Consider the following 21,869-nt stretch of genomic DNA (forward strand, 5'->3'; position numbering starts at 1 on the left):
TGCCTCATATTGAGGCATTTTTTTTGTCTTTTTTATAGTGAATTAGCTGTACGAGCATAGTGAGTAATACAGCACTAAACATTAAACTTGAAAATGGCACTGCGCTTTTTGCGTGCATAATGGCGAGTAGCGGGCCAACTAATGCACCACTACCAAAACGAAGTGTGCCAATTACGGCAGTTGCTGTACCTGTGTTTCTTTCAAATTTCATTAATATTAGCGAATCAGCATTACTTGCAGTGACACCTAAACTCATCATTAATGGCGCAATAGCAGCCACAATATAATAAAGTGATAAGTGCAATAAGCTAAATGTTAACAGCGCAAGCCCCGATACAAACCCACATACAAGCCCAATATAGAGCATTTTTCGAGAGCCCAGCCTTGGTACAATTCGCGTATTTAAAAAGTTACCAAACATCAGCGCCATTACATTAAACGCAAATAATACACCAAATAACTGTTCTGACACTTCATATAAATCTAAATAAATAAATGGTACTGAGGTCAAAAAGCAAAAAAATCCAAACGATACAAACATAGAACTGAGTATATCCGCACGTGCGTCTTTATTACTCAGTACAGTTTTATAGCTATCAAAAAATAGAGCGAGGCCTTTTTTCTCATTTTTATGAATAGGTATATCTATTAAATACACTTGTACAAACGCTAATATTAAAAAGCTATATCCAGCAAGAACCAAAAATATGGTTGACCAAACAGAAAATCCTAAAATAAACGAACCAACAGAGGGGGCTACTAACGGTGCTACCATCATGATCATCGACACATACGACATTCCCTTAGCTGTATTTTGCTGATAAATATGGCGAATAATACCCGGTACGACTACGGTTGCTGCCGCTCCGGTAAATGCTTGCACTGCTCTAAGAGTCCAAAACGCATGGATTTCGGTTGTAAATGCGAGTGCAAGTGAGCTTGCGCCAAATAGGGTTAAGCCAATACGTGCGAGCTTACGGCGGCCAATTTGATCGGCAATAGGGCCAAAAAATAACATCCCCAATGAATAACCCGCTAAGTAAATACTCAACGATATTTGTACATTTGGCATATTAGTTTTTAAATCGCTTGCAATTACCAGCATGGCAGGCAAATACATATCAATAGCCAAAGGAGTAATCGCCACGATACTGGCTAATAAAGGCAATAAAATACGGGTATTAAAAGACGAGGCTGAGGCGTCCATGTGTAAACTCAACAATCACTAAAAACAAGGGCTATAGTGTAACAGGGCATTGTATTTGGATAAACTTAGTTTGCCTGCTAAGTTTATCGTCTTATCGTATCTTTTTAATATAAAGGTATATAAAGCAAATATTTTAAATTGGTACTGTGTTTGCTATTCTACAAGCAATAAAAAATTCATTACTTAAGAGAATTATCATGAAAAAACTAGTACTTGCAGTATTAGCGACAGCCGTTTTAGTCGGTTGTAAAACGTCACCAACAGGACGCACTCAAATAGCGCTTTACTCAGATCAACAAATGAGTGAAATGGGCACTGCTAGTTTTGCAGATATGAAAAAAAACCAACCAATTAATAAAGATGCAAAAACAAATGCATATGTAAATTGCATTGCTGAAAAAGTAGTGGCTGTATTACCAAAAGAATACGCGTCGCAAAATTGGGAAGTAGTTGTATTTGAAGATGAATCTGCTAATGCTTTTGCACTACCTGGTGGTTACATTGGGGTTCATACGGGCTTATTAAAAATAGCCACCAATCAAGACCAACTAGCAACAGTGCTAGGGCACGAAGTAGGGCACGTAATTGCTGAGCATTCTAATGAACGTGTTTCACAAAGCTCTATTTTAGATACCGGTATGCAACTTGGTAGTGCAGCACTTGAAATGGGTAACATTCAATACCGTAATGAAATTATGCAGGGTCTAGGCTTAGGCGCACAGTATGGTGTTGTTTTGCCATTTAGCCGTTCGCACGAGTCAGAAGCTGATGAAATTGGCTTGGATTTAATGGCTGAAGCAGGCTTTAATCCACAAGAATCAGTAACCCTTTGGCAAAATATGAGTGCAGCAGGTAGTGGTACAACACCTGAGTTTTTATCAACTCACCCAGCGCCAAGCAGTCGTATTAAAGACTTACAAGCACAAATGAGTAAAGCACTTAGTGAGCAAAGTACAGCTAAAGCACAGGGTAAAAACCCACAATGTAAGCTGTAATACCAACCTGCATAAATCTTTGATCAATTTAACGAATTAAATTGCACTATAACGTCGTTAAAAATTTTTTATTTAGAACAACTAGATACAAAAATTTTTGCCTAGTTCTAGCGTAATTTTCTTAACGTTAAATAGACCCCATATATAAGCAGATTGGTATAATTTAGTTTAATTACTAAATAAAAACCCCTGTGAGTAATTACTTACAGGGGTTTTTGTATTCAGTACTCACCTTTATTTAGTTGTAAGCGCTTTTTGTAATACATTTTTAAAGCGTTCAAAATCTTCAATGTGCGGCAGGTGCCCTAAGTTATCTAGTTCGAATAATTGTGCGTCAGGGATAAGTGTTGCAGCGTGTTTGCCTAATTTATCGTATCGACCAAGCTCGTAATCAACATCCTCTTTTTTCCAGTTACGGCCAGGGCCGGTTCTATCGCGTGTACCAATAATTAATTTAACTGGCACAGTTAAATCTTTAAATTCGGTTATTACAGGTTGAGTGAAAATCATATCGTATGTTTTTGCATTTACCCATGCCATTTGTTCTTTATCTGGGCCTTGTATTTGCCCTGTTATAAAGTCAGTTAAGGCTGAATATGTTGTATTCCACTTACCATCGTAGTAATTTTTTTGCTGATAACGTTTAACGCCTTCCGGTGTTTTTGAAAGCTCGTTTTTATAGAAAAAATTAGTATCTTTGTAATCAACATACTGCAGGTAGTTTTCAAGGCCAATAGGGTTTAATAAAATTAGCTTTTTAGTGGCGTTTGGGTACATTAATGCAAAACGACTCGCTAGCATCCCGCCCATAGAGTGCCCAAGTACAATCGACTCTTTAATATTAAGTGAATCTATTAACGCGTGAGTATGATGAGCAAGCGTCGCAAACGAATACTGGTAATTAGTTGGCTTAGACGACTTGCCAAAACCAATTTGATCAGGAATTAATACGCCGTAACCTAAAGATTGCAGATACTGAGCGGTTGTAGTCCAGTAGTCAGCGTTAAAATTTTTGCCATGCATAAGTGTAACTGTAGGCATATCGGCTTTAGTTGGCTTTAAGTAAATATAAGCCATTTTTAATGATTGTTTTTGCGACTCAAGTGCAAAGTAATTTACCTTAAAATCGTATTCGTAATTGCTTAATAGTGCATCATAAGAAAGGGCGGATGTATCTTGAGAAGGGCCAGCTAAGGCATTGTTTGTTAGTACTAATAAAGTAGAGAAACAAATAACTTTAATCGACGACATTCAGTTACTCCTATTAAAGGCGAGCGCTTGGCTTAAAAAGAAGTACAACAATAACTAAGTATTTAAACCTGTTCAATTAAATGTTTTACGTGGACGAAAAAAAGCGAAGCTAAAATAGTGCTTCGCTTATTATTACTGAGTAAAGAGCTGATTGTTGAAGCTTAAAATGTCCACTCAATATGGATTTGTGGTACCGATTCAGTGACTTCAGTACCTAATTTGTTGTGCCAGTATTGTAATTCCATTCCCAGCAGTAGTGTGTTTTCTTTCATTTGAAGGGCGTGACCCATATCCCACACTAAAATAGGCTGTGCTAGTATCCAAGCTTGTACATCGTTACCAAATTCATCTTCACGCTCTGCTATGTATTCAGCGTGGCCTTTAAAGCTAAACTTTTGTGAGCCAATAGTGAAAGGATATTCAAAAGCTACATCAAGCATCCAACTATTAGTTTCAATAGGTGCGCCGCCTTTTGCTACACCTTCACTATCGTCAATGTAGGCTGTGAACAGCGTTTGAAAAAAGTTAAACCCAGGTACATCCCAGCTTAATTTTACACCTGGTAGATACTTCATTACTTTTGCATCACCAGCAACGTTAATACCGCCCGTTAGGCCAACATCTAATAATGCGCCAGAGCCAATTTGCTTACCAGTGATGGCAGGTAAGCTAACCGTTGAGTACCACTCACCATAAAAATCAGCATCTTGGTAACCGTCATCTATATCGTCTTTACTGTAATCGATAAAAAAGAAGTTATCGCCGTAATCGTAACCCGATGCATGTTGAACCGAGTAAACGGTAGTGTCAGATTTTTGCTCAGTAAATGGGTTTTTTTGGTCGCCATTATTAATATGTAGTGCTGTGCTGCCCCAATTGGCAGCAAAAGCTGACGATGATAAAGCTAGAGAAGTAAGGGTAATAAAAGGGAGTAATTTTTTAAATTTCATAACTGTTTAATAACTATAATTTTAGTGACACGCGAAGGCGCGCATTATAGCAAAAGTGATTGATATGTAGAGTATTATTTTAACATATGTTGCAGCTTACTTATTGAGCTGCAACATAGTATAGGTGTTTAAATTATGCTTTATTACGGCGCAAGCAAATAACTGCAATGGCAGTAAATGCTAAAATAAAGCAGTAGTATGACGAGGTTGATACTTCCCACGGGCTTATTTTAAACGTAGCGCCCAGTAATAAGGCTTGTGCGCCATAAGGCAATGAACCCTGTGTTACACAAGCAAAAATATCTAGCAAACTAGCTGAACGTTTACCGCTTATTTCACCGTCATCTGCTAGTTTTTTAGCAATAGGGCCAGCAACAATAATTGATACGGTATTATTGGCAATACACATATTACTTGTCATAACCAATGCTGCAATACCTAATTGATCGGCCACTTTACGGTGCCATTTTGCGATGATTTTAGTTATGGCTTGAATTTTTTGGGCAATGAAATCAAGGCCACCGTTAATACGAATAAATTCAGATAAGCCACCAATAAACATTGATAGTAAAAATATTTCCTGCATATCGGTAAAACCTTTGTAAATGTCTTTTACAAAGCTTGCGCCTTCATAACTTCCTGTAAAGCCCATTAATGCAGCAAAAATAATACCGCTAAATAACACAACAAATACGTTCAAGCCAGCAACTGCTAACACTAAAATAAAGGCATAAGGAAGTACTAACCAAATATCGTAATCTTTGGTCTCAACTACTTGTGCTGCAGGTGTTAAGTAAAACAACAAGCCAATAGTTAGTATTGCAGCAGGGACTGCAATTTTAAGATTCTCTTTAAACTTGTCTTTCATTTCACAGCCCTGCGTTCGCGTAGCTGCAATAGTGGTGTCGGAAATAATTGATAGGTTATCGCCAAACATAGCGCCAGATACAATCGTACCTGCCATTAATGCTGGATCTATACCTGTTTTAATTGATACCGCATAAGCAATAGGACCAATCGCACCAATCGTTCCCATCGACGTACCCATTGCAGTAGATACAACCGCTGCAATTAAAAATAAGCCAGGGAGCAATAACGCAGGTGGAATAAGAGATAAGCCTGCATTTACTACCGCATCTACACCACCGGTTGCACTGGCAACAGCAGAAAACGCACCTGCAAGTAAGTAGATTAAACACATGGTAATAATATTGTTGTGTCCGGCACCTTTAATAAAGGTCTCTACACATTCGTTTACTGTGCCTTTATTTAATATAAACGCAAGCATAATAGCGGGTAATATAGCCACTGGAGCAGGAAGTTGATAAAAAGCGTAATCAACCCCTTGCGATTGTAAATATAAACCAGAGCCCAAAAATAGTGCTACAAAGGTTAAAAGGGGTAGTAAAGAAAGTATTGCTTTGTTTTTGTTAAATGATGGCTGCATCATAATCCTCGAAACCAGTTAATTTACAACAGCCAAAAATTCCTCTTTTAGCTGAATTTAGCAAATCTACCTACTATGTTAATCATTAACAAAATTAGGAGAGTGCAGCGCCCGCAAGCCAAAGACCAAATCGACGCGAAAGAGAAGTTTAAATGTATAGATGGCTAAAGTAAACTGGTATTGTTATTATTATTAAATTAAAAGGTCACCTGACTATTGCATGACTTTTAGATAATATCTACAAAGTAACGCTATTTTCAGCGATTAATATTTGTCCAACTGCATAAAAATGCCTAAGCGCGTATTTGTAATGCACCGGATATATACACAGATTAGTAAAAAACGGATTCAAATTTAAATTAGGTAAAAACAATGACTACAAATCGAATAGGCGTTTTTGGTGCTAATGGCAGAATGGGCTTAGCTCTATTAGAAGCAGCGACAATTAAAGAGCAAACACAACTTACAGGTGCATACGTTCGTAGCAGTTCATCGTTATTAGGTATTAATATAAATCAAGTAAATAGCGCAGCCGATAACAGTGTTAGCTTTAGCGAAGAAACCACAATAGATAATGTAGATGTTTTAATCGACTTTACGCTTCCCGCTGGTATGAAAAACCATTTAAAAACCGCTGTAGCACAAAAAATTCCTATGGTTATTGGCACGACGGGCTTAACAAGCGACGATATGGCACTTTTACACGATGCCGCTAAGCATATTCCTATTGTATTTGCGCGAAACTACAGTGTAGGAGTCAATGTATTACTGAACCTTGTGCAAACCGCAGCGACCAAATTTGGTGACGATTTAGATATTGAAATATTTGAAGCGCATCATCGTCATAAAATCGATGCGCCATCGGGCACAGCATTAGCCATTGGCGAATCAATTGCACAGGCTAAAGGCTGGGACCACGACGAGGTTGCTGTATATGACCGCAGCCAAGTGGAGACAGCTAAATCGCAAAATGAAATTGGTTATTCGGTACTAAGAGGGGGCGATATAGTAGGTGAACACACCGCATACTTCGCCACAATGGGTGAAAGACTCGAATTAACCCATAAAGCAAGTTCAAGAATGACATTCGCTCTAGGTGCTGTAAGGGCTGCAAGCTGGTTGAAAAATAAACCAGTAGGACTTTATGATATGCAAGATGTGCTAGATCTGAAGTAGTTTAGTTGCTTTTTTAACTGTTTGGGTCTAATTTTGCCTACAGTGACTTGTTTGTAACAATTTACTAAATAATATTAGACCTAAAAGCTAACTTAATGTAATATGCAGCCAATTTGCCAAAAATTACTAAATGCGTGTTTCCAATTATACCCAAGTGGCTAGTAAATCCGGGGTTTCAGTGGGAATAAAAATAGTTTTAGGCAAGAAAAAATGATTGAAGGTTGAATGCTTTACATCTGCATCATTTAAGACTGCGTAAAACAATTTAAGCTCACAGAAATCTGGTTTTGACGATCCCTCTGGGTATTGGCGGGGTGTTAAGCAATTGCTTACTCCCGTTTTTTACTGTTAGGAGGTTTAACTTGACTAAATCCGCTCTGTTAGTCCTAGAAGACGGCACAGTGTTTCGCGGTACTGCAATCGGCGCTGACGGCATGTCAGTCGGTGAAGTAGTATTCAATACGTCTATGACTGGTTATCAAGAAATTTTGACTGATCCATCATACGCGGAACAAATCGTAACTTTGACGTACCCACATATCGGTAATACGGGTACCAACAGCGAAGACGAAGAAGCGAATCAAATTTGGGCTAAAGGCCTAGTGATCCGTGATTTGCCACTGCTAGCAAGTAATTTTCGTAACGAGCAATCGTTAGATGATTACTTAAAAGAACGTAATATTTTAGGTATTGCGGACATCGACACCAGAAAGTTAACTCGAATTTTGCGTGATAAAGGCGCACAAAACGGGTGTATTATTGCTGGCGACGAGCTAGACGAAAATAAAGCGCTACAAGCCGCGCAAGCCTTCCCAGGCTTAAAAGGTATGGATTTAGCAAAAGTTGTCTCAACCAAGGAAAATTTTGAGTGGCGCGAATCAAGCTGGACATTAGGCGAAGGATTTAAAACTCTTGATGCTGCTGATGAAAAGTTTCATGTTGTTGCCTACGACTTCGGTGTAAAGCGTAATATTTTACGTATGCTTGTAGACCGTGGTTGTAAACTTACAGTAGTACCAGCGCAAACCTCTGCCGCTGACGTACTGGCTTTAAACCCTGATGGTATCTTCCTATCTAATGGCCCTGGCGATCCTGAGCCATGTACTTACGCTATTGATGCAATTAAAACCTTTTTAGAAACCGACACACCAATTTTTGGTATCTGTTTAGGTCATCAGTTATTAGCCCTTGCCTCAGGTGCTAAAACAGAAAAAATGAAATTTGGCCACCACGGCGCTAACCACCCAGTTAAAGACCTAGACCGCGATGTAGTTATGATCACAGCTCAAAACCATGGTTTTGCAGCTCAAGAGTCAAGCCTGCCAAGTACGCTTCGTGCTACGCACAAATCGTTATTTGACGGAACGCTTCAAGGTATTCATCGTACAGATAAACCTGCGTTTAGCTTCCAGGGTCACCCTGAAGCAAGCCCTGGTCCGCACGATGCAGCCCCATTATTTGACCACTTCATCGATTTGATGCAAGCGCGTAAACACTAATTTAACTGGAGTAATAATGCCAAAACGTACCGACATAAAAAGCATTCTTATCTTAGGCGCAGGCCCAATTGTAATTGGTCAAGCTTGTGAATTTGACTACTCTGGTGCTCAAGCGTGTAAAGCACTTAGAGAAGAAGGCTACAGAGTTATATTAGTTAACTCAAACCCTGCAACTATCATGACCGACCCTGATATGGCTGATGCAACATACATCGAACCAATTCACTGGGAAGTGGTAGAAAAAATTATTGAAAAAGAAAAGCCAGATGCAGTACTGCCTACAATGGGTGGTCAAACGGCATTAAACTGTGCGCTTGAACTAGACAAGCACGGTGTATTGGCTAAACATGGTGTTGAACTAATTGGTGCAACGGCTGATGCAATCGACAAAGCAGAAAACCGTGAACGCTTTGACGTAGCAATGAAAAATATTGGTCTTGAATGTCCTCGTGCTGAGATTGCTCACTCTATGGATGAAGCCAAAGACATCATAACGCGCATTGGTTTACCATGTATTATCAGGCCTTCTTTTACTATGGGCGGCACCGGCGGCGGTGTGGCGTATAACTTAGAAGAGTTTGAAGAAATTTGTGAACGAGGCTTAGATTTATCGCCAACGAACGAATTACTAATTGATGAATCACTGATTGGTTGGAAAGAGTACGAAACAGAAGTTGTACGTGATAAAAACGACAACTGTATTATTGTTTGTACCATTGAAAACTTTGACCCTATGGGTGTTCACACTGGCGATTCAATCACCGTTGCACCAGCGCAAACGCTAACCGACAAAGAATACCAAATTATGCGTAACGCCTCTATGGCAGTATTACGTGAAATTGGTGTAGAAACTGGCGGTTCTAACGTGCAGTTTGGTATTAATCCTGAAGATGGCCGTATGGTTATTATTGAGATGAACCCACGTGTATCACGTTCATCTGCATTAGCATCAAAAGCAACGGGTTTCCCAATTGCTAAAATTGCAGCAAAACTAGCAGTAGGTTATACGCTTGACGAGCTTCAAAACGACATTACTGGTGGCAAAACTCCCGCGTCTTTTGAGCCTTCAATCGATTACGTTGTTACAAAAATTCCTCGCTTTAACTTTGAAAAATTTGCCGGTGCAAACGACCGTTTAACTACGCAAATGAAATCAGTTGGCGAAGTAATGGCAATTGGTCGTAACCAACAAGAGTCGTTGCAAAAAGCATTACGTGGTCTTGAAGTGGGTGCAACGGGATTTAACCCGATAGTTGCGCTTGATGATCCTAAAGCAAAAGAAAAAATCATCCGTGAACTACGCGAGCCAGGCGCTGAGCGTATTTGGTACATTGCCGATGCAATGCGCCATGGCATGAGTGTTGATGATGTTTACGAACTGACTAAAGTTAACCGCTGGTTCTTAGTACAAATAGAAGACATTTTAAAAGACGAAGCAAAAATAGCGAAAGTAGGCATGGCGGGTTTAAATGCTGACTTCCTACGTAAACTTAAACGTAAAGGCTTTGCAGATCCGCGTATAGCAGAAATTGCAGGTGTATCTGAAGCTGAAATTCGTAAAAAACGTCATTTATTAAACATCGTGCCAGTATACAAACGTGTTGATACGTGCGCTGCAGAATTTAGCTCAGACACTGCTTACATGTACTCAACTTACGATGAAGAGTGTGAAGCTAACCCAACAGATCGTGATAAAATCATGGTTATTGGTGGTGGTCCAAACCGTATCGGTCAAGGTATTGAGTTTGATTACTGTTGTGTACATGCCTCGCTTGCGCTTCGCGAAGATGGTTACGAAACCATTATGGTTAACTGTAACCCTGAAACGGTCTCTACCGATTACGATACATCTGACAGGTTATACTTTGAACCAATTACGCTTGAAGACGTACTCGAAATCGTACGTGTTGAAAAGCCAAAAGGCGTTATCGTACAGTACGGTGGTCAAACACCACTTAAGCTAGCGCGTGAGCTTGAAGCCAATGGCGTACCAGTGATTGGTACTTCACCTGATGCGATTGACCGTGCAGAAGACCGCGAACGTTTCCAACAACTTGTTGAGCGTTTAAACTTACTTCAGCCAGAAAATGCAACAGTAACTTCAACCGAAGAAGCCTTACTTAAGTCAGTTGAAATTGGCTTCCCATTAGTTGTACGCCCGTCGTACGTACTAGGTGGTCGTGCAATGGAAATTGTATACGACGAAGATGATTTACGTCGCTACATGACCGAAGCTGTACAAGCATCAAACGAAGCACCTGTATTACTGGACCGTTTTTTAGATAACGCGATTGAAGTTGACGTTGACGCAATTTGCGACGGCGAGCAAGTAATTATCGGCGGTATCATGGAGCACATTGAGCAAGCGGGTGTTCACTCGGGTGACTCAGCCTGTTCATTACCTGCACATTCTTTATCACAAGAAGTGCAAGACGTAATGCGCAAGCAAGTAACCGACATGGCGCTTGAGCTTGGTGTTGTTGGCTTGATGAATACACAGTTTGCAGTAAAAGAAGACAAAGTGTACTTAATCGAAGTTAACCCACGTGCTGCACGTACTGTACCGTTTGTATCTAAAGCAACCGGTGTGGCGCTTGCAAAAGTAGCTGCACGTTGTATGGCTGGTCAGTCTTTAGCAAGCCAAGGTATTACTAAAGAAGTGATCCCTCCTTACTACAGCGTTAAAGAAGTTGTTTTACCATTTGCTAAGTTTCAGGGTGTGGATCCAATCCGTGGTCCTGAGATGCGTTCAACAGGTGAAGTGATGGGTGTTGGTGATACTTTCGCCGAAGCATTCGCAAAAGCACAATTAGGTGCAAGCAACACTTTACCACGCGGTGGTCGCGCGCTATTATCTGTTCGTAATAGCGATAAGCCACGTATTGTTGAATTAGCCAAAATCATGACCGACTTAGGTTTTGAACTTGACGCAACTGGTGGCACGGCACAAGCTCTTGAAGAAGCTGGCATTGAAGTACGACGTGTAAACAAAGTATATGAAGGCCGCCCGCATATTCTTGATTATATCAAGAATAAAGAGTACAGCTATATCGTTAATACCACCGAAGGTCGCCAAGCGATCGAAGATTCGAAGGTGTTACGTCGTGGTGCATTGCAAAATAAAACCAACTATACGACAACCTTGAACGCGGCATTCGCTAACTGTACTGCTAATAAAGCAGATGACCGCAGCAAAGTGACGTCAGTTCAAGAGCTACATCTGCGATTGAACTAAGGAAATGTGCCAAGGCCAACTAGGGCCTTGGTGTTAAGTGAGATAAGTATGCAATCAATTCCGATGACAGTTCGTGGCGCAGATTTACTGCGTAAAGAGCTTAACGAATTAAAAACAGTTACCCGTCCTAAAATCGTAAGTGATATTGCGGTTGCACGTGAACATGGTGACTTAAAAGAAAACGCTGAATACCACGCTGCGCGTGAGCAACAGGGTTTTTGTGAAGGGCGTATTCAAGAAATTGAAGCTAAACTTTCAAATGTTCAAATTATCGACGTAACTAAAATGCCAAATACCGGTAGAGTTATTTTTGGCACTACGGTAACTATTGTAAATATAGAAACCGATGCTGAAGTAAAATACCGTATTGTGGGCGATGACGAAGCAAATATTAAAAACAACTTAATATCTGTTAACTCACCGATTGCACGTGGCTTAATTGGTAAACAAATGGACGACGCAGTGTCTATTCAAACGCCAAAAGGTATTGTTGAGTTCGAAATCATTGAAGTTGAGTATCTTTAACGCATAACTCACTTTAACGTTTTTAAATAAAAACCGATGTAATTACATCGGTTTTTTTATGTCTGTAATTTAACCTTTAATGGTAGGCGCGTTTGTACAGTATTCATATTCTATAAATATGGTCTATGTTGGTATAGTAGGTACTTATATCAATTTATTAAAAACATGAGCATTTAGCGCATCAAATAACTCGCTGATTTAATGTAATTGGTATTAACGTATTCTCTAAAAAGGAAAATATATGCCTAATATACTTTACCCAGCGCCTTTAAAAGTAGGATCAAAAATAGCAATTTGTTCACTTTCATCAGGCCTTAAAGAAAAGTACCATGCACGGTTAGACATTGTTATTAATGGATTAAAACATCGAGGGTATGATGTTGTTGAAGGAGAGTTTTTACGCCAAAGCAAACCGCATGGACAGCTTAACGCTAAAGCGCATGCTCAGCAGTTAATGGGTTTTTTATTAGATGATCAGATAGATGCAATTATGCCACCATTTGGTGGCGAGCTTGCATTGGAAATACTGCCCCTACTTGATTTTAATGCAATTAAAGAAGCAAAGCCTAAATGGTTAGTTGGGTTCTCTGATGTAAGCACCATTGCATGCGCACTCACGGCAAAATGCCAATGGGCAACACTACACAGCGCTAATCTTATGCAGTTACATCCTGACGAAAAAAGTCCTTATTGCCTGCAAATATTTGAAACACTAAGTTATGAAGCAGGTAGCAAATTTGAGCAAGCACCGTCATCGCATTATCAAAAAAATAGACCTGATTACGTACAAAACCCAAATGCATTGTTTGAACACACAGAAGTTACTCAGTGGCAGTGTTTAAATTACTTTGATGCACGCACTATTGAAATGTCGGGTCGCTTATTTGGTGGCTGTTTAGATACAGTTGGCTTATTACTCGACTCTCCATTTTTGGCACTACATGAATTTAAAAAACACAGTGCACCCGAAGGGCTTATTTTATACCTAGAAAACTCAGAGCTGACGCCAACAACCGTTGCACGGTTTTTACTTTCATTAAAATTAGCAGGTATATTTGACGATATAAACGGTATTATTATTGGTCGCAGCGTGATCACTCAAGGTCAAGATGCTTCTTTTGATTACCGCCACGCGCTTGATGTTGCACTAGGTGGGTGTTTATTTCCTGTGATTATTGATGCCGATATTGGTCATGCTCCACCTAACTTAAATTTAGTAAACGGCGCTACTTGTACAATCACCGCTGATATAAATGAAGGTAAAGTAGTCAAAGCCTCATTAAATACCGAGCTTTGTTAGAAGTTTATTCACTTACCTTTGATAAGTAATTAAGTTAAAGGGTATAATAAGCCCGCTTTTATAGCGCTTTAGTTATAAAAGTACATTCTCAGGGCGGGGCGAAATTCCCCACCGGCGGTATGTTTAATGTTATTTATAACTTAAACGAGCCCGCGAGCGCTTTATTTAACTTATTTTTTAACTAGGTTCAGTAAAGGTCAAGCAGATCTGGTGAGATGCCAGAGCCGACGGTTACAGTCCGGATGAAAGAGAATATGGCTTATTATACTAATATCAATTTTATTAAAGATACGATCATTGTATCGCGTTAAGTGAGCTATTTTTCTAGCGTTATAATAGGTCACTAATTTAATGCCGTTGGTATAACAGTGTGCGCTGCTTTTTGCTGCGTGCTTTTTGTTATTTTATTTAAGCTATTTTGGTAGTGATCGTTTTAAATTTAAAGCGATATATTACTGATCCTTTCACAGTCCTGAATCTATTATTTTTTATTTGGAATATAATGATGATTCAGTCTCTACTTACTCAATTCGGCGAAAGCCATATCCGCGTACAAAGCGCAATTACTGCACTACAGCAAGGGCAAGGCGTACTTGTTGTTGATGATGAAAACCGTGAAAATGAAGGCGACTTTGTATTTTCAACTGAGCATTTAACGACTTCTCAAATGGCCGAAATGATCCGCGAAGGCAGCGGTATTGTTTGCTTATGCATGGGGGAGGAGCGCATTAAACAGCTCGACTTACCGCAAATGGTAACCCACAACACAAGTCAAAATAACACCGCTTATACAGTCACTATTGAAGCTAAGCATGGCGTTACAACAGGCGTGTCTGCTGCTGATAGAGTAACTACTATAAAAGCAGCGACAGGCGATAACGCTAAACCAAGTGATTTATCGCGCCCTGGGCATGTATTTGGTTTAAAAGCACAAACGGGTGGAGTATTAGTTCGTCGTGGTCATACCGAAGCATCCGTTGATTTAATGCAGCTTGCCGGCTTAAAACCATTTGGCGTAATTTGCGAACTAACAAATCCAGATGGTTCAATGGCGCGCTTACCTGAGGTGAGTGATTATGCTAATAAACACAATATGACTGTGGTTTCTATTGAGGATTTAGTGCAATACATTCAGGCTGCGCAGCTTCAAGTAAGTTAAACTGCTTTAAAGCAAAAAACCACTTATTTAAATAAGTGGTTTTTTAATATTGTTATCATTTAAGTTTATAACGTATTACTTATAAAACCTGAATAACTTGCTCTTTTGCCAAGCGAGATTTAGGTAATTTAGCATTATAGTCTTCTGCGCTATCGTGATAGCCAAGTACTAATGCTACGTCGCACACGTAACCATCAAGTTCTTTTTCAAAAACTTCGCCAATCAGCTCGGCATCTACGCCTTCCATTGGAGTAGAGTCAATACCTAAGCGTGCAGCTGCATGCATAGTGTTACCCAGTGCAATGTAAGTTTGTGCTTTAGTCCACTCTTCATTATTGCCTTGCTCATCAGTATTCATATCAACAAACGCGTAAGCACCAAAAGCTTGTTCGCGATTTTCTGCTTTAGTACGACCATTTTTAATATCTGCATCAATGATTTGTGCGTAATCATCGCGGGTATATTTAGGGTTGTGAGCAAATAATATTATATGCGAAGCTGTTTTAATGTGTGGCTGGTTAAACGCAAATTTATTAGCAAATGTACTATGCATACGCTCTTTAGCCTCATCTGATTCAATTACGATGAATTTCCAAGGCTGCGAGTTAATAGATGAAGGAGACAGGCGCATAGCTTCGTAAATAACGGCTAAATCGTCTTGAGATACACGTTTCGTTGCATCATAACGTTTTGCTGTGTAGCGCTTTTCTAAGTCATTAATAATAGGGTGAGTCATTAGTTTTTCCATTGAGTAGGTGTTTTACCAGTATTTACTATGTTGAGTCAATTTTAGTAAAAACAAACCCTTTTAAAAATTTATTACAAAAATAATATCGTGCTTTTAAATCACTCTACTTACTTAATACAATCGATATATCTACGTAACGTAAGGCTTATCAATATAGCTAGGTACGGATAGTAGTGGATTATTACAATATGATAAACAGGTATATGGTTGAATCATTATCAAATATTATTAGGTAATCGTTTCTTTAATAAATATAAATACAGCAAAAGCCACCCCGAAATATTGGCTGGAGACGCCAATTGCATTGGCGCCTTTAATCAATTCAGGTATAAATAAGGCGAGTAATATTTATAGTATTAAAAACCTTCCAACACTATTTTGCCAATAGAGCGACCTTCTTCAAGTTCTGTGTGTGCAATACGCAGGTTAGCTGCATTTATAACACCTAAGTTTTTACCAATCGTTGTTTGAATGTGACCCTGATCAATTAGCTCAGCAACATGATTTAATAACTTACTTTGTTCTATTAAGTCTTTTGCGTTAAACATTGAGCGGGCAAACATAAATTCCCAATGTAGAGATAAGCTCTTCATTTTTAATTTACTAACATCTAATGACTCAGGATCGTCAATCATTGCAATTTTACCAAAGGGTGCAAGTACCTCTGTATACGCTTCAAAGTAAGTATCAGTACTATGCAGGCTTGCTACATGTGTTACCGAGCCAATGTTTAACGCGTCAATTTGAGCGGGTAATGGTTTTGTATGGTCAACGACATAATCTGCACCTAGTTTTTTAACCCATGCTTGTGAGCTTTCACGCGATGCAGTGGCAATAACCGTTGCGCCAGTAATCGCTTTAGCGAGTTGAATAAAAATAGAGCCAACGCCGCCTGCGGCACCTGTTACTAAAATAATTTCGTCTGATTTTGTTGTTGCATCAGCAGCTTGTTTTACAATTTTTAAATGCTCAAATAATAATTCGTACGCTGTTATTGCAGTAAGGGGTAATGCAGCAGCTTCAGCATCGTTTAAGCTCTGCGGTTTAAACCCTACAATGCGCTCATCCACTAATTGAAATTCTGCATTACTACCTGGGCGAGTAATGTCACCTGCGTAATAAACCGCATCACCGAGTTTAAATGCCGTTACAGCATCGCCGATTGCAACAACCTCACCAACTGCATCCCAACCAATAACTTTTACTTCACCATCAGCAGGGGGCATAGATGCACGCACTTTGTAATCTGCTGGGTTAACTGCAATAGCTTTAACTTTAATTAATAAATCGCGACCTGTTGCAACTGGCTGTGGTAATTCAACATCAATTAACGATTCAGGATTAGTAACAGAAAGAGATTTTTTATAACCAATAGCTTTCATAATAAATGTCCTAATTTGTTTACGTATAAGGTGCAAGCCATGCTTTGGCTAGCTAATAGATATATAGTAGACCTTGCTTTAATGTAGATAAACCGCATAATCGTTGAATCATTATCAAATATAAATAGATAATATGAACATAGAAGATTTAAAACTTATTTTAAAAGTCGCTGAGTTTAGAAGTATTACGCTCGCAGCTGCTAAGTTAGATATGCGTACAGCCACAGCAAGCGCCGCTATTAAACGCGTGGAGTCAGCGCTTGGTAGCGAGCTGTTTGTTCGTACCACACGTCATTTGAGGTTGTCGGCTGCTGGGGAGCGCTACATACCACAATGTGAACAGGCTTTAGCAGTGCTTGAGCTCGCAAAACAAAACCTTAAAGGTGAACACGACGAAATAGAAGGCGAATTGCGTGTTGCACTTTCATCTGACTTAGGGCGTAACTTGGTGATCCCATGGATTGATGAACTCATGGACACTTATCCAAAGCTAAGTTTAAGGACGCATATAAGTGATAGTAATATCGACTTTTACCGTGACTCAGTTGATATAGCACTTCGTTATGGCTCGCCTAATGATGCAAGTATTTATGGTTTTAAAATTTGTAACATACCGCGCTTATTATGTGCAACTGACGAATATCTTTTACAAAATGGAACTCCCGTGCATCCTGACGATTTAGCGTCGCATCAAGGTTTGTTTTATCAGTTGCAGGATATTATAAATAATACGTGGGAATTCAGCGATGGTGAGGCAAAATATAAAGTTAAAATGGATGGCAGGCGCGCCTCAAACGACGGCGATTTAGTCAGGCGCTGGTGCGTTGCGGGTAAGGGCTTAGCTGTAAAGTCGGCTCTTGATATGGCTGATGATTTACTCAATGACAGGGTGGTTACTGTAATGCCAAATTATCAACATGTTAATGGTGAACTTTGGCTTATTTGCCCAAGTAGGCAGTCAATAACCCCTGCGGTGCGTTTACTACGTGATGCATGCAGAGCAAAATCCCAAGCTATTCTGCAGCAGTTGGTAAATAAAGGAATTATTGATAAAAGCGTACTGAGCTAATTAAGGAAGAGTTATGCAAGTTGATGATATTAGAATTTTTATTCCCTGTAAAAATTATGGACAATCTCAGCGCTTTTATAAAGCGCTTGGATTTAAGATTGAAGATGCCTCAAATGATTTATGTGTGTGTACCTTTGGCGAATGTACGTTCTTTTTACAGCGTTATTATAATAAAACGTTTGCTGAAAACTTAATGCTGCAACTTTGTGTGTTAAATATAGATGAAGCATACGAACTCATTAGTAACCTAAACGGTTTTGATATCCGCTTTGAGGGTATAAAACGAGGGCGTGTTGAACTTTATGGATTGAAATTTGTTCAATCTAGGGGCGATTTAATCGCGGCGCAGGGTTTGTAACCTAGTGGGCTAAGTAAAAACCGAGCAACAAAGAGTCAATCGCCCCTAGAAAGAACCCAAAGGGCAGCGTATGTTTGGTCTTTATGCTACGTTATCGCCTATGTATGGGGAACAACCACATATCATAGGCTCTGCCTTGCCTAAATACCAAACACACAGCTGCAAATTCAACCACCAAAGGTCAACACGCCCTAGACCCTTGGGGTAGCGTTATTTACTTATGGGGACCATCGGGTGAGCTTTGGCACGTAACTGAATTAAATTAAAAATAAAAAGGAATAAATGTGAGATTTAATAAATATATAATCATTTTTATGGCGACCTTACTTGCTTCTTGTAGTTCGTTTGTGAGCAACAATACAGGTAAAAATACGCAATCTAGTAGCTTAATGGACTTCTTATATCCTGATCAACAAAGTCGCTCTACCTATAAACCTGAAATACCTGTTTTAAAACTCCCTGTTACCGTCGGAATTGCATTTGTACCGTCTAAAAACTGGCAGCTAGACGGGTTAGAGACACAAAATCAAGTCGAATTACTCGAAAAAGTAAAAAAGTCATTTCTACAATATGATTACATTGACCGCATTGAAGTTATACCAAGTACCTATTTAAAAGGAGGTGAAGGCTTCGCAACACTCGAGCAAGTCGGGAGACTTTACGATGTCGATGTAATGGCACTGGTTTCATATGATCAAGTTACGCAATCTTATGAAAATAATGCAGCCTTACTTTATTGGACAATAGTGGGTATGTACGTTATTCCAGGTAATGAAAATACAATTCAAACCTTTGTGGATACAGCTGTTTTTGATATTAAAAGTAGAAAAATGCTATTTAGAGCACCAGGTATAAGTAAACTTGAAAAAAGAACAACAGCAATAGGTATTGATGAAACGTTATCTGAAAAGTCGGCTGAAGGTTTTAATCTAGCGGTTAGTGATATGAGTACTAATTTAGATGCAGAACTAGCAAGGTTTAAAACACGTGTTAAAGAAGAAAAAATTGCAAAAGTCGAAAATAAAGATGGCTCTAGTAACGGTGGCTCTTTGAGTATTTATTTACTCGTTTTGGTGTCGTTATTAGTTATGCGTAGCAAAAAAATTTAAAGTTGATAAAAAAATAAGTATTTTTAATAATGCCACCGGCTTAGAGCTGGTGGCATTATTTTTTATTAGCTAACTTAGCTTTTTATTAAAAAACTCAACGGTACGTTGCCATGCAAGCTCGGCATTGTCTTTATCATATCGACCTGTCGAGTCGTTATGAAATCCATGATTTGCCCCTTTATACATATGCATAGTGTATTCAACATTATTAGCTTTTAAATCTTGTTCGTACTGTGGCCACGACGCGTTTACACGTTTATCCAGCTCGCCTAATTGAATCATTAACGGTGCTTTAATATTTTTACGTAAACTTTCACTGGCAGGAGTGCCGTAAAAAGGTACGCCGGCACTGAGTAAGTTGCTATCTACTGCCGCTAAGTAATTAACAATGTAGCCGCCAAAACAAAAACCGACAGCACCTAACTTACCGTTACTGTTAGCATGCGATTTTAAAAAGTGCGCTGCGGCAACAAAATCGTTTTGAATTTTAGCGCGATCCATGTTTTTTTGCATAGCGCGTCCTTCATCATCGTTACCAGGGTAGCCACCCAGTGGAAAGAGCGCGTCGGGTGCAAACGCAATAAAACCGACCTTAGCTAAGCGCCTTGCTACGTCTTTTACGTAAGGATTTAAACCACGGTTTTCGTGTACCACAAGTACAACAGGAAGCTTACCTTCTATGTTTTTAGGGGTTGCTAAGTAACCTTTGCCTTTTCCGTGCCCGTCTGGCGAATCGAATTCTTCGTATGTTGCTTTAATATCATCGTCATTAAACGACACTTGTTCAGCAAGTGCATAGTTAGGTAATAATGCTGATGTAAGTACAGCCATCGAAAAGCCAAGAGCAGCAAGGCCACCGAGTTTTTTCATAAAAGTACGTCGGTCCATTAAACCGTGGGCGTATTCGTCATACCAATCAAAGGCTTCTTGAGGAATGTGATCAGAGGGAGATGTATTCATGGCTGTTCCTTAATTTTATTATGTCTATTTATTATTTAAATACCATAACGTATTAAGAATAAAAAACGAGCAATATTTCTCTCAATTATTAGGACTGTTGCCAAAGTTATCCGTCAAGCAAGGAAAGGAGCACATTCCTTTGTTGTGCGGATATTAAAGAAACCATTTCAAGGTGATTTAAATCTTTTACCTCATAAATGCTCACTTTTGGATTATTAAGAGTAAGCAACCCATTATATGGACTCACTTTGTCTGCATTACTTGCAAGTATGTAAGTTTTTTCAGAATAACTAGGTGTGCTAAGTGCATTGAATAGATTAAGTTTGTAAGCAGGAACTCCACTTTCTTCAATTATTTTAATAGCCACTTCATTCAAATAATCATCACCTAAAAACATACTATAAGTAGGGTGAGTTAACCTAGCAATAGTATTTAATGCAGTTTTAAAATTAATCATAGGAGCAATAAGTATATGTTTATCAATATTTAGCTTGGTTTTTATGTGACTACTCGCAACTGCACCCATTGAATAGCTAATAAGAGATATATTTTCATATTCTTGTATCTTTATATATTCACTCACAATATTTGCGTTTACTAAACCAAAATCAAATGGTTCGTTTTGGTTAGGGGAAGGTGCAACAATAACGTCAGCTCCTGTAAAATGAGCAAGCCAGCGTGATTGCATGCCATAGATCGTGTAATCAACACCATAGCCTGGGAATAAAACGATTAAATTATTTTTTTTAACAGAGTGCTTATTTTCGTTATTTAAGTTTTCTTCGAACGTTTTAATTTTAGAATCGATTTTTAATTCAAAATTGAGTGTAACCGTTGAAATTTCTGTGCCATTATTAAACATTGTTGGTGAGGTGTATAAAAAATCCACACAGTGTTTATTGCTTATACAATGTTGGGTTTTCTTCCCCAAAACATTGCTATCTACAACTGCTTTATCAAAAATAACAGGTTTAACTGGCTTCGTTATTTGCTTGGCAATAAAGTGCTGACAGCCGCTCAAAAGCGCAACATAAGACAAGATTAGAACTATAAAAAAACGCATTAGATTCCTTTCCTATATACAAAAATTTGTAAAAATAAAGCCTTAAGTGTCTAACTTTTAAGTACCTTCCATAGTATAAGATACAACGAATTTAAATAATGTGAACTTACCTAGGTTTGTAAATTCATTCATAACCAGTCTCTGATAAGCCCTCATCTACGCCGATTAAAAAGTCGAGCCCTACAAACGCAAACGATATTGCTACGGCGCCTAATAGCATTAAGTTGCGGTTATTCTTTTTGTAGCCAATTGTGGTTAGTACAGCAAATACAATAAATAAAATAAGTTGAAGTGTGCCCATCATTATTCCTTTTGAGGGTTATATTTATAGAGTCAAACTATCAGTAAGATAAAGACTTGGCAAATAGGTGAATATCATTTTTAAGCTAAAAATAAAAAGCTCGGCATAATATGCCGAGCTTTTTTGGTTGGGATG

The 21,869-nt window shown here is 38.9% G+C and carries 19 protein-coding genes and 1 riboswitch; of the genes, 10 read left to right on the forward strand and 9 right to left on the reverse strand.

All coding sequences use genetic code 11. The annotated features are described in order from the left end of the window. Positions 1-4 precede the first annotated feature (4 nt). Positions 5-1,207 carry a Bcr/CflA family efflux MFS transporter gene (locus CXF64_RS04805; RefSeq protein WP_101216467.1) on the reverse strand — a complete coding sequence of 401 codons (1,203 nt, stop codon included), beginning with the start codon at positions 1,205-1,207 and terminating at the stop codon, positions 5-7. Between the two features lie 197 nt (positions 1,208-1,404). Here CXF64_RS04805 and CXF64_RS04810 point away from each other — a divergent pair, with 197 nt between their 5' ends. Continuing rightward, positions 1,405-2,202: a M48 family metallopeptidase gene (locus tag CXF64_RS04810; RefSeq protein WP_101216468.1), complete on the forward strand. Its 798-nt coding sequence runs from the start codon at positions 1,405-1,407 to the stop codon at positions 2,200-2,202. Positions 2,203-2,436: 234 nt separating this feature from the next. Here CXF64_RS04810 and CXF64_RS04815 read toward each other — a convergent pair whose 3' ends face one another. From CXF64_RS04815 to CXF64_RS04825, 3 genes are all read right to left on the reverse strand, one after another. Further along, positions 2,437-3,453 carry an alpha/beta fold hydrolase gene (locus CXF64_RS04815; RefSeq protein ID WP_024592677.1) on the reverse strand — a complete coding sequence of 339 codons (1,017 nt, stop codon included), beginning with the start codon at positions 3,451-3,453 and terminating at the stop codon, positions 2,437-2,439. A 161-nt stretch (positions 3,454-3,614) separates the two neighbouring features. After that, positions 3,615-4,403 (reverse strand): nucleoside-binding protein, encoded by a 789-nt coding sequence (locus CXF64_RS04820; protein ID WP_101216469.1) that lies wholly within the window; start codon positions 4,401-4,403, stop codon positions 3,615-3,617. Positions 4,404-4,536: 133 nt separating this feature from the next. Continuing rightward, positions 4,537-5,850 (reverse strand): Na+/H+ antiporter NhaC family protein, encoded by a 1,314-nt coding sequence (locus CXF64_RS04825; RefSeq protein WP_101216470.1) that lies wholly within the window; start codon positions 5,848-5,850, stop codon positions 4,537-4,539. Positions 5,851-6,222: 372 nt separating this feature from the next. Between CXF64_RS04825 and dapB the strand changes: the two genes are divergently transcribed. From dapB to ribB, 6 genes are all read left to right on the forward strand, one after another. After that, entirely contained in the window at positions 6,223-7,026 is an 804-nt protein-coding gene (dapB, locus tag CXF64_RS04830) for a 4-hydroxy-tetrahydrodipicolinate reductase (RefSeq protein ID WP_101216471.1), read from the forward strand. A 362-nt stretch (positions 7,027-7,388) separates the two neighbouring features. Then, entirely contained in the window at positions 7,389-8,525 is a 1,137-nt protein-coding gene (gene carA, locus CXF64_RS04835) for a glutamine-hydrolyzing carbamoyl-phosphate synthase small subunit (RefSeq protein WP_007375827.1), read from the forward strand. Between the two features lie 16 nt (positions 8,526-8,541). Continuing rightward, positions 8,542-11,760, forward strand: a complete 3,219-nt coding sequence (carB, locus tag CXF64_RS04840; RefSeq protein WP_010553418.1) for a carbamoyl-phosphate synthase large subunit — start codon at positions 8,542-8,544, stop codon at positions 11,758-11,760. A gap of 48 nt (positions 11,761-11,808) precedes the next feature. Then, positions 11,809-12,285 carry a transcription elongation factor GreA gene (gene greA, locus CXF64_RS04845; RefSeq protein WP_010553419.1) on the forward strand — a complete coding sequence of 159 codons (477 nt, stop codon included), beginning with the start codon at positions 11,809-11,811 and terminating at the stop codon, positions 12,283-12,285. A 241-nt stretch (positions 12,286-12,526) separates the two neighbouring features. Then, positions 12,527-13,585, forward strand: coding sequence for a S66 family peptidase (locus tag CXF64_RS04850; protein ID WP_101216472.1), 1,059 nt, complete (start codon positions 12,527-12,529; stop codon positions 13,583-13,585). Between the two features lie 80 nt (positions 13,586-13,665). Beyond that, positions 13,666-13,843, forward strand: a riboswitch (FMN riboswitch). A 247-nt stretch (positions 13,844-14,090) separates the two neighbouring features. After that, on the forward strand, positions 14,091-14,744 hold the full coding sequence (ribB, locus tag CXF64_RS04855) for a 3,4-dihydroxy-2-butanone-4-phosphate synthase (RefSeq protein WP_101216473.1): 654 nt from the start codon (positions 14,091-14,093) through the stop codon (positions 14,742-14,744). Positions 14,745-14,823: 79 nt separating this feature from the next. On the opposite strand, the gene CXF64_RS04860 is transcribed toward ribB, so the two are convergent. After that, positions 14,824-15,480 (reverse strand): nitroreductase family protein, encoded by a 657-nt coding sequence (locus CXF64_RS04860; protein WP_024592671.1) that lies wholly within the window; start codon positions 15,478-15,480, stop codon positions 14,824-14,826. 368 nt (positions 15,481-15,848) lie between these two features. Further along, positions 15,849-16,874: a zinc-binding alcohol dehydrogenase family protein gene (locus tag CXF64_RS04865; RefSeq protein WP_101216474.1), complete on the reverse strand. Its 1,026-nt coding sequence runs from the start codon at positions 16,872-16,874 to the stop codon at positions 15,849-15,851. A 133-nt stretch (positions 16,875-17,007) separates the two neighbouring features. Here CXF64_RS04865 and CXF64_RS04870 point away from each other — a divergent pair, with 133 nt between their 5' ends. The 3 genes from CXF64_RS04870 to rhlP all read left to right on the forward strand — a co-directional run bounded on the left by CXF64_RS04870 (position 17,008) and on the right by rhlP (position 19,410). Then, a complete protein-coding gene (locus tag CXF64_RS04870; protein ID WP_101216475.1) occupies positions 17,008-17,943 on the forward strand; it encodes a LysR family transcriptional regulator in 936 nt (311 codons plus the stop codon). Positions 17,944-17,956: 13 nt separating this feature from the next. Then, positions 17,957-18,301 (forward strand): lactoylglutathione lyase, encoded by a 345-nt coding sequence (locus tag CXF64_RS04875; protein ID WP_232783786.1) that lies wholly within the window; start codon positions 17,957-17,959, stop codon positions 18,299-18,301. 314 nt (positions 18,302-18,615) lie between these two features. Beyond that, complete coding sequence (rhlP, locus tag CXF64_RS04880; RefSeq protein WP_101216481.1) at positions 18,616-19,410, forward strand: rhombotarget lipoprotein; 795 nt, start codon at positions 18,616-18,618, stop codon at positions 19,408-19,410. 69 nt (positions 19,411-19,479) lie between these two features. Here rhlP and CXF64_RS04885 read toward each other — a convergent pair whose 3' ends face one another. The 3 genes from CXF64_RS04885 to CXF64_RS20750 all read right to left on the reverse strand — a co-directional run bounded on the left by CXF64_RS04885 (position 19,480) and on the right by CXF64_RS20750 (position 21,734). After that, on the reverse strand, positions 19,480-20,370 hold the full coding sequence (locus CXF64_RS04885) for a dienelactone hydrolase family protein (protein ID WP_101216476.1): 891 nt from the start codon (positions 20,368-20,370) through the stop codon (positions 19,480-19,482). 106 nt (positions 20,371-20,476) lie between these two features. Next, positions 20,477-21,433: a hypothetical protein gene (locus tag CXF64_RS04890; RefSeq protein WP_101216477.1), complete on the reverse strand. Its 957-nt coding sequence runs from the start codon at positions 21,431-21,433 to the stop codon at positions 20,477-20,479. A gap of 124 nt (positions 21,434-21,557) precedes the next feature. Further along, complete coding sequence (locus tag CXF64_RS20750; RefSeq protein WP_198551130.1) at positions 21,558-21,734, reverse strand: hypothetical protein; 177 nt, start codon at positions 21,732-21,734, stop codon at positions 21,558-21,560. Between the last annotated feature and the right edge of the window lie 135 nt (positions 21,735-21,869).

The sequence above is a fragment of the Pseudoalteromonas sp. GutCa3 genome (assembly GCF_002836155.1).
Classification (GTDB): Bacteria; Pseudomonadota; Gammaproteobacteria; order Enterobacterales; family Alteromonadaceae; genus Pseudoalteromonas; species Pseudoalteromonas arctica.

What these genes read in the sequence shown, in the direction of transcription:
- CXF64_RS04805 (WP_101216467.1), bottom strand. Translation starts at nt 1,207, where the DNA reads ATGGACGCCTCAGCCTCGTCTTTTAATACCCGTATTTTATTGCCTTTA.
- CXF64_RS04870 (WP_101216475.1), top strand. Translation starts at nt 17,008, where the DNA reads ATGAACATAGAAGATTTAAAACTTATTTTAAAAGTCGCTGAGTTTAGA.
- CXF64_RS04885 (WP_101216476.1), bottom strand. Translation starts at nt 20,370, where the DNA reads ATGAATACATCTCCCTCTGATCACATTCCTCAAGAAGCCTTTGATTGG.
- rhlP (WP_101216481.1), top strand. Translation starts at nt 18,616, where the DNA reads ATGGCGACCTTACTTGCTTCTTGTAGTTCGTTTGTGAGCAACAATACA.
- dapB (WP_101216471.1), top strand. Translation starts at nt 6,223, where the DNA reads ATGACTACAAATCGAATAGGCGTTTTTGGTGCTAATGGCAGAATGGGC.
- CXF64_RS20750 (WP_198551130.1), bottom strand. Translation starts at nt 21,734, where the DNA reads ATGGGCACACTTCAACTTATTTTATTTATTGTATTTGCTGTACTAACC.
- greA (WP_010553419.1), top strand. Translation starts at nt 11,809, where the DNA reads ATGCAATCAATTCCGATGACAGTTCGTGGCGCAGATTTACTGCGTAAA.
- carB (WP_010553418.1), top strand. Translation starts at nt 8,542, where the DNA reads ATGCCAAAACGTACCGACATAAAAAGCATTCTTATCTTAGGCGCAGGC.
- CXF64_RS04865 (WP_101216474.1), bottom strand. Translation starts at nt 16,874, where the DNA reads ATGAAAGCTATTGGTTATAAAAAATCTCTTTCTGTTACTAATCCTGAA.
- CXF64_RS04815 (WP_024592677.1), bottom strand. Translation starts at nt 3,453, where the DNA reads ATGTCGTCGATTAAAGTTATTTGTTTCTCTACTTTATTAGTACTAACA.
- CXF64_RS04890 (WP_101216477.1), bottom strand. Translation starts at nt 21,433, where the DNA reads ATGCGTTTTTTTATAGTTCTAATCTTGTCTTATGTTGCGCTTTTGAGC.
- CXF64_RS04860 (WP_024592671.1), bottom strand. Translation starts at nt 15,480, where the DNA reads ATGACTCACCCTATTATTAATGACTTAGAAAAGCGCTACACAGCAAAA.
- CXF64_RS04850 (WP_101216472.1), top strand. Translation starts at nt 12,527, where the DNA reads ATGCCTAATATACTTTACCCAGCGCCTTTAAAAGTAGGATCAAAAATA.
- CXF64_RS04825 (WP_101216470.1), bottom strand. Translation starts at nt 5,850, where the DNA reads ATGCAGCCATCATTTAACAAAAACAAAGCAATACTTTCTTTACTACCC.
- CXF64_RS04875 (WP_232783786.1), top strand. Translation starts at nt 17,957, where the DNA reads ATGCAAGTTGATGATATTAGAATTTTTATTCCCTGTAAAAATTATGGA.
- CXF64_RS04820 (WP_101216469.1), bottom strand. Translation starts at nt 4,403, where the DNA reads ATGAAATTTAAAAAATTACTCCCTTTTATTACCCTTACTTCTCTAGCT.
- ribB (WP_101216473.1), top strand. Translation starts at nt 14,091, where the DNA reads ATGATTCAGTCTCTACTTACTCAATTCGGCGAAAGCCATATCCGCGTA.
- CXF64_RS04810 (WP_101216468.1), top strand. Translation starts at nt 1,405, where the DNA reads ATGAAAAAACTAGTACTTGCAGTATTAGCGACAGCCGTTTTAGTCGGT.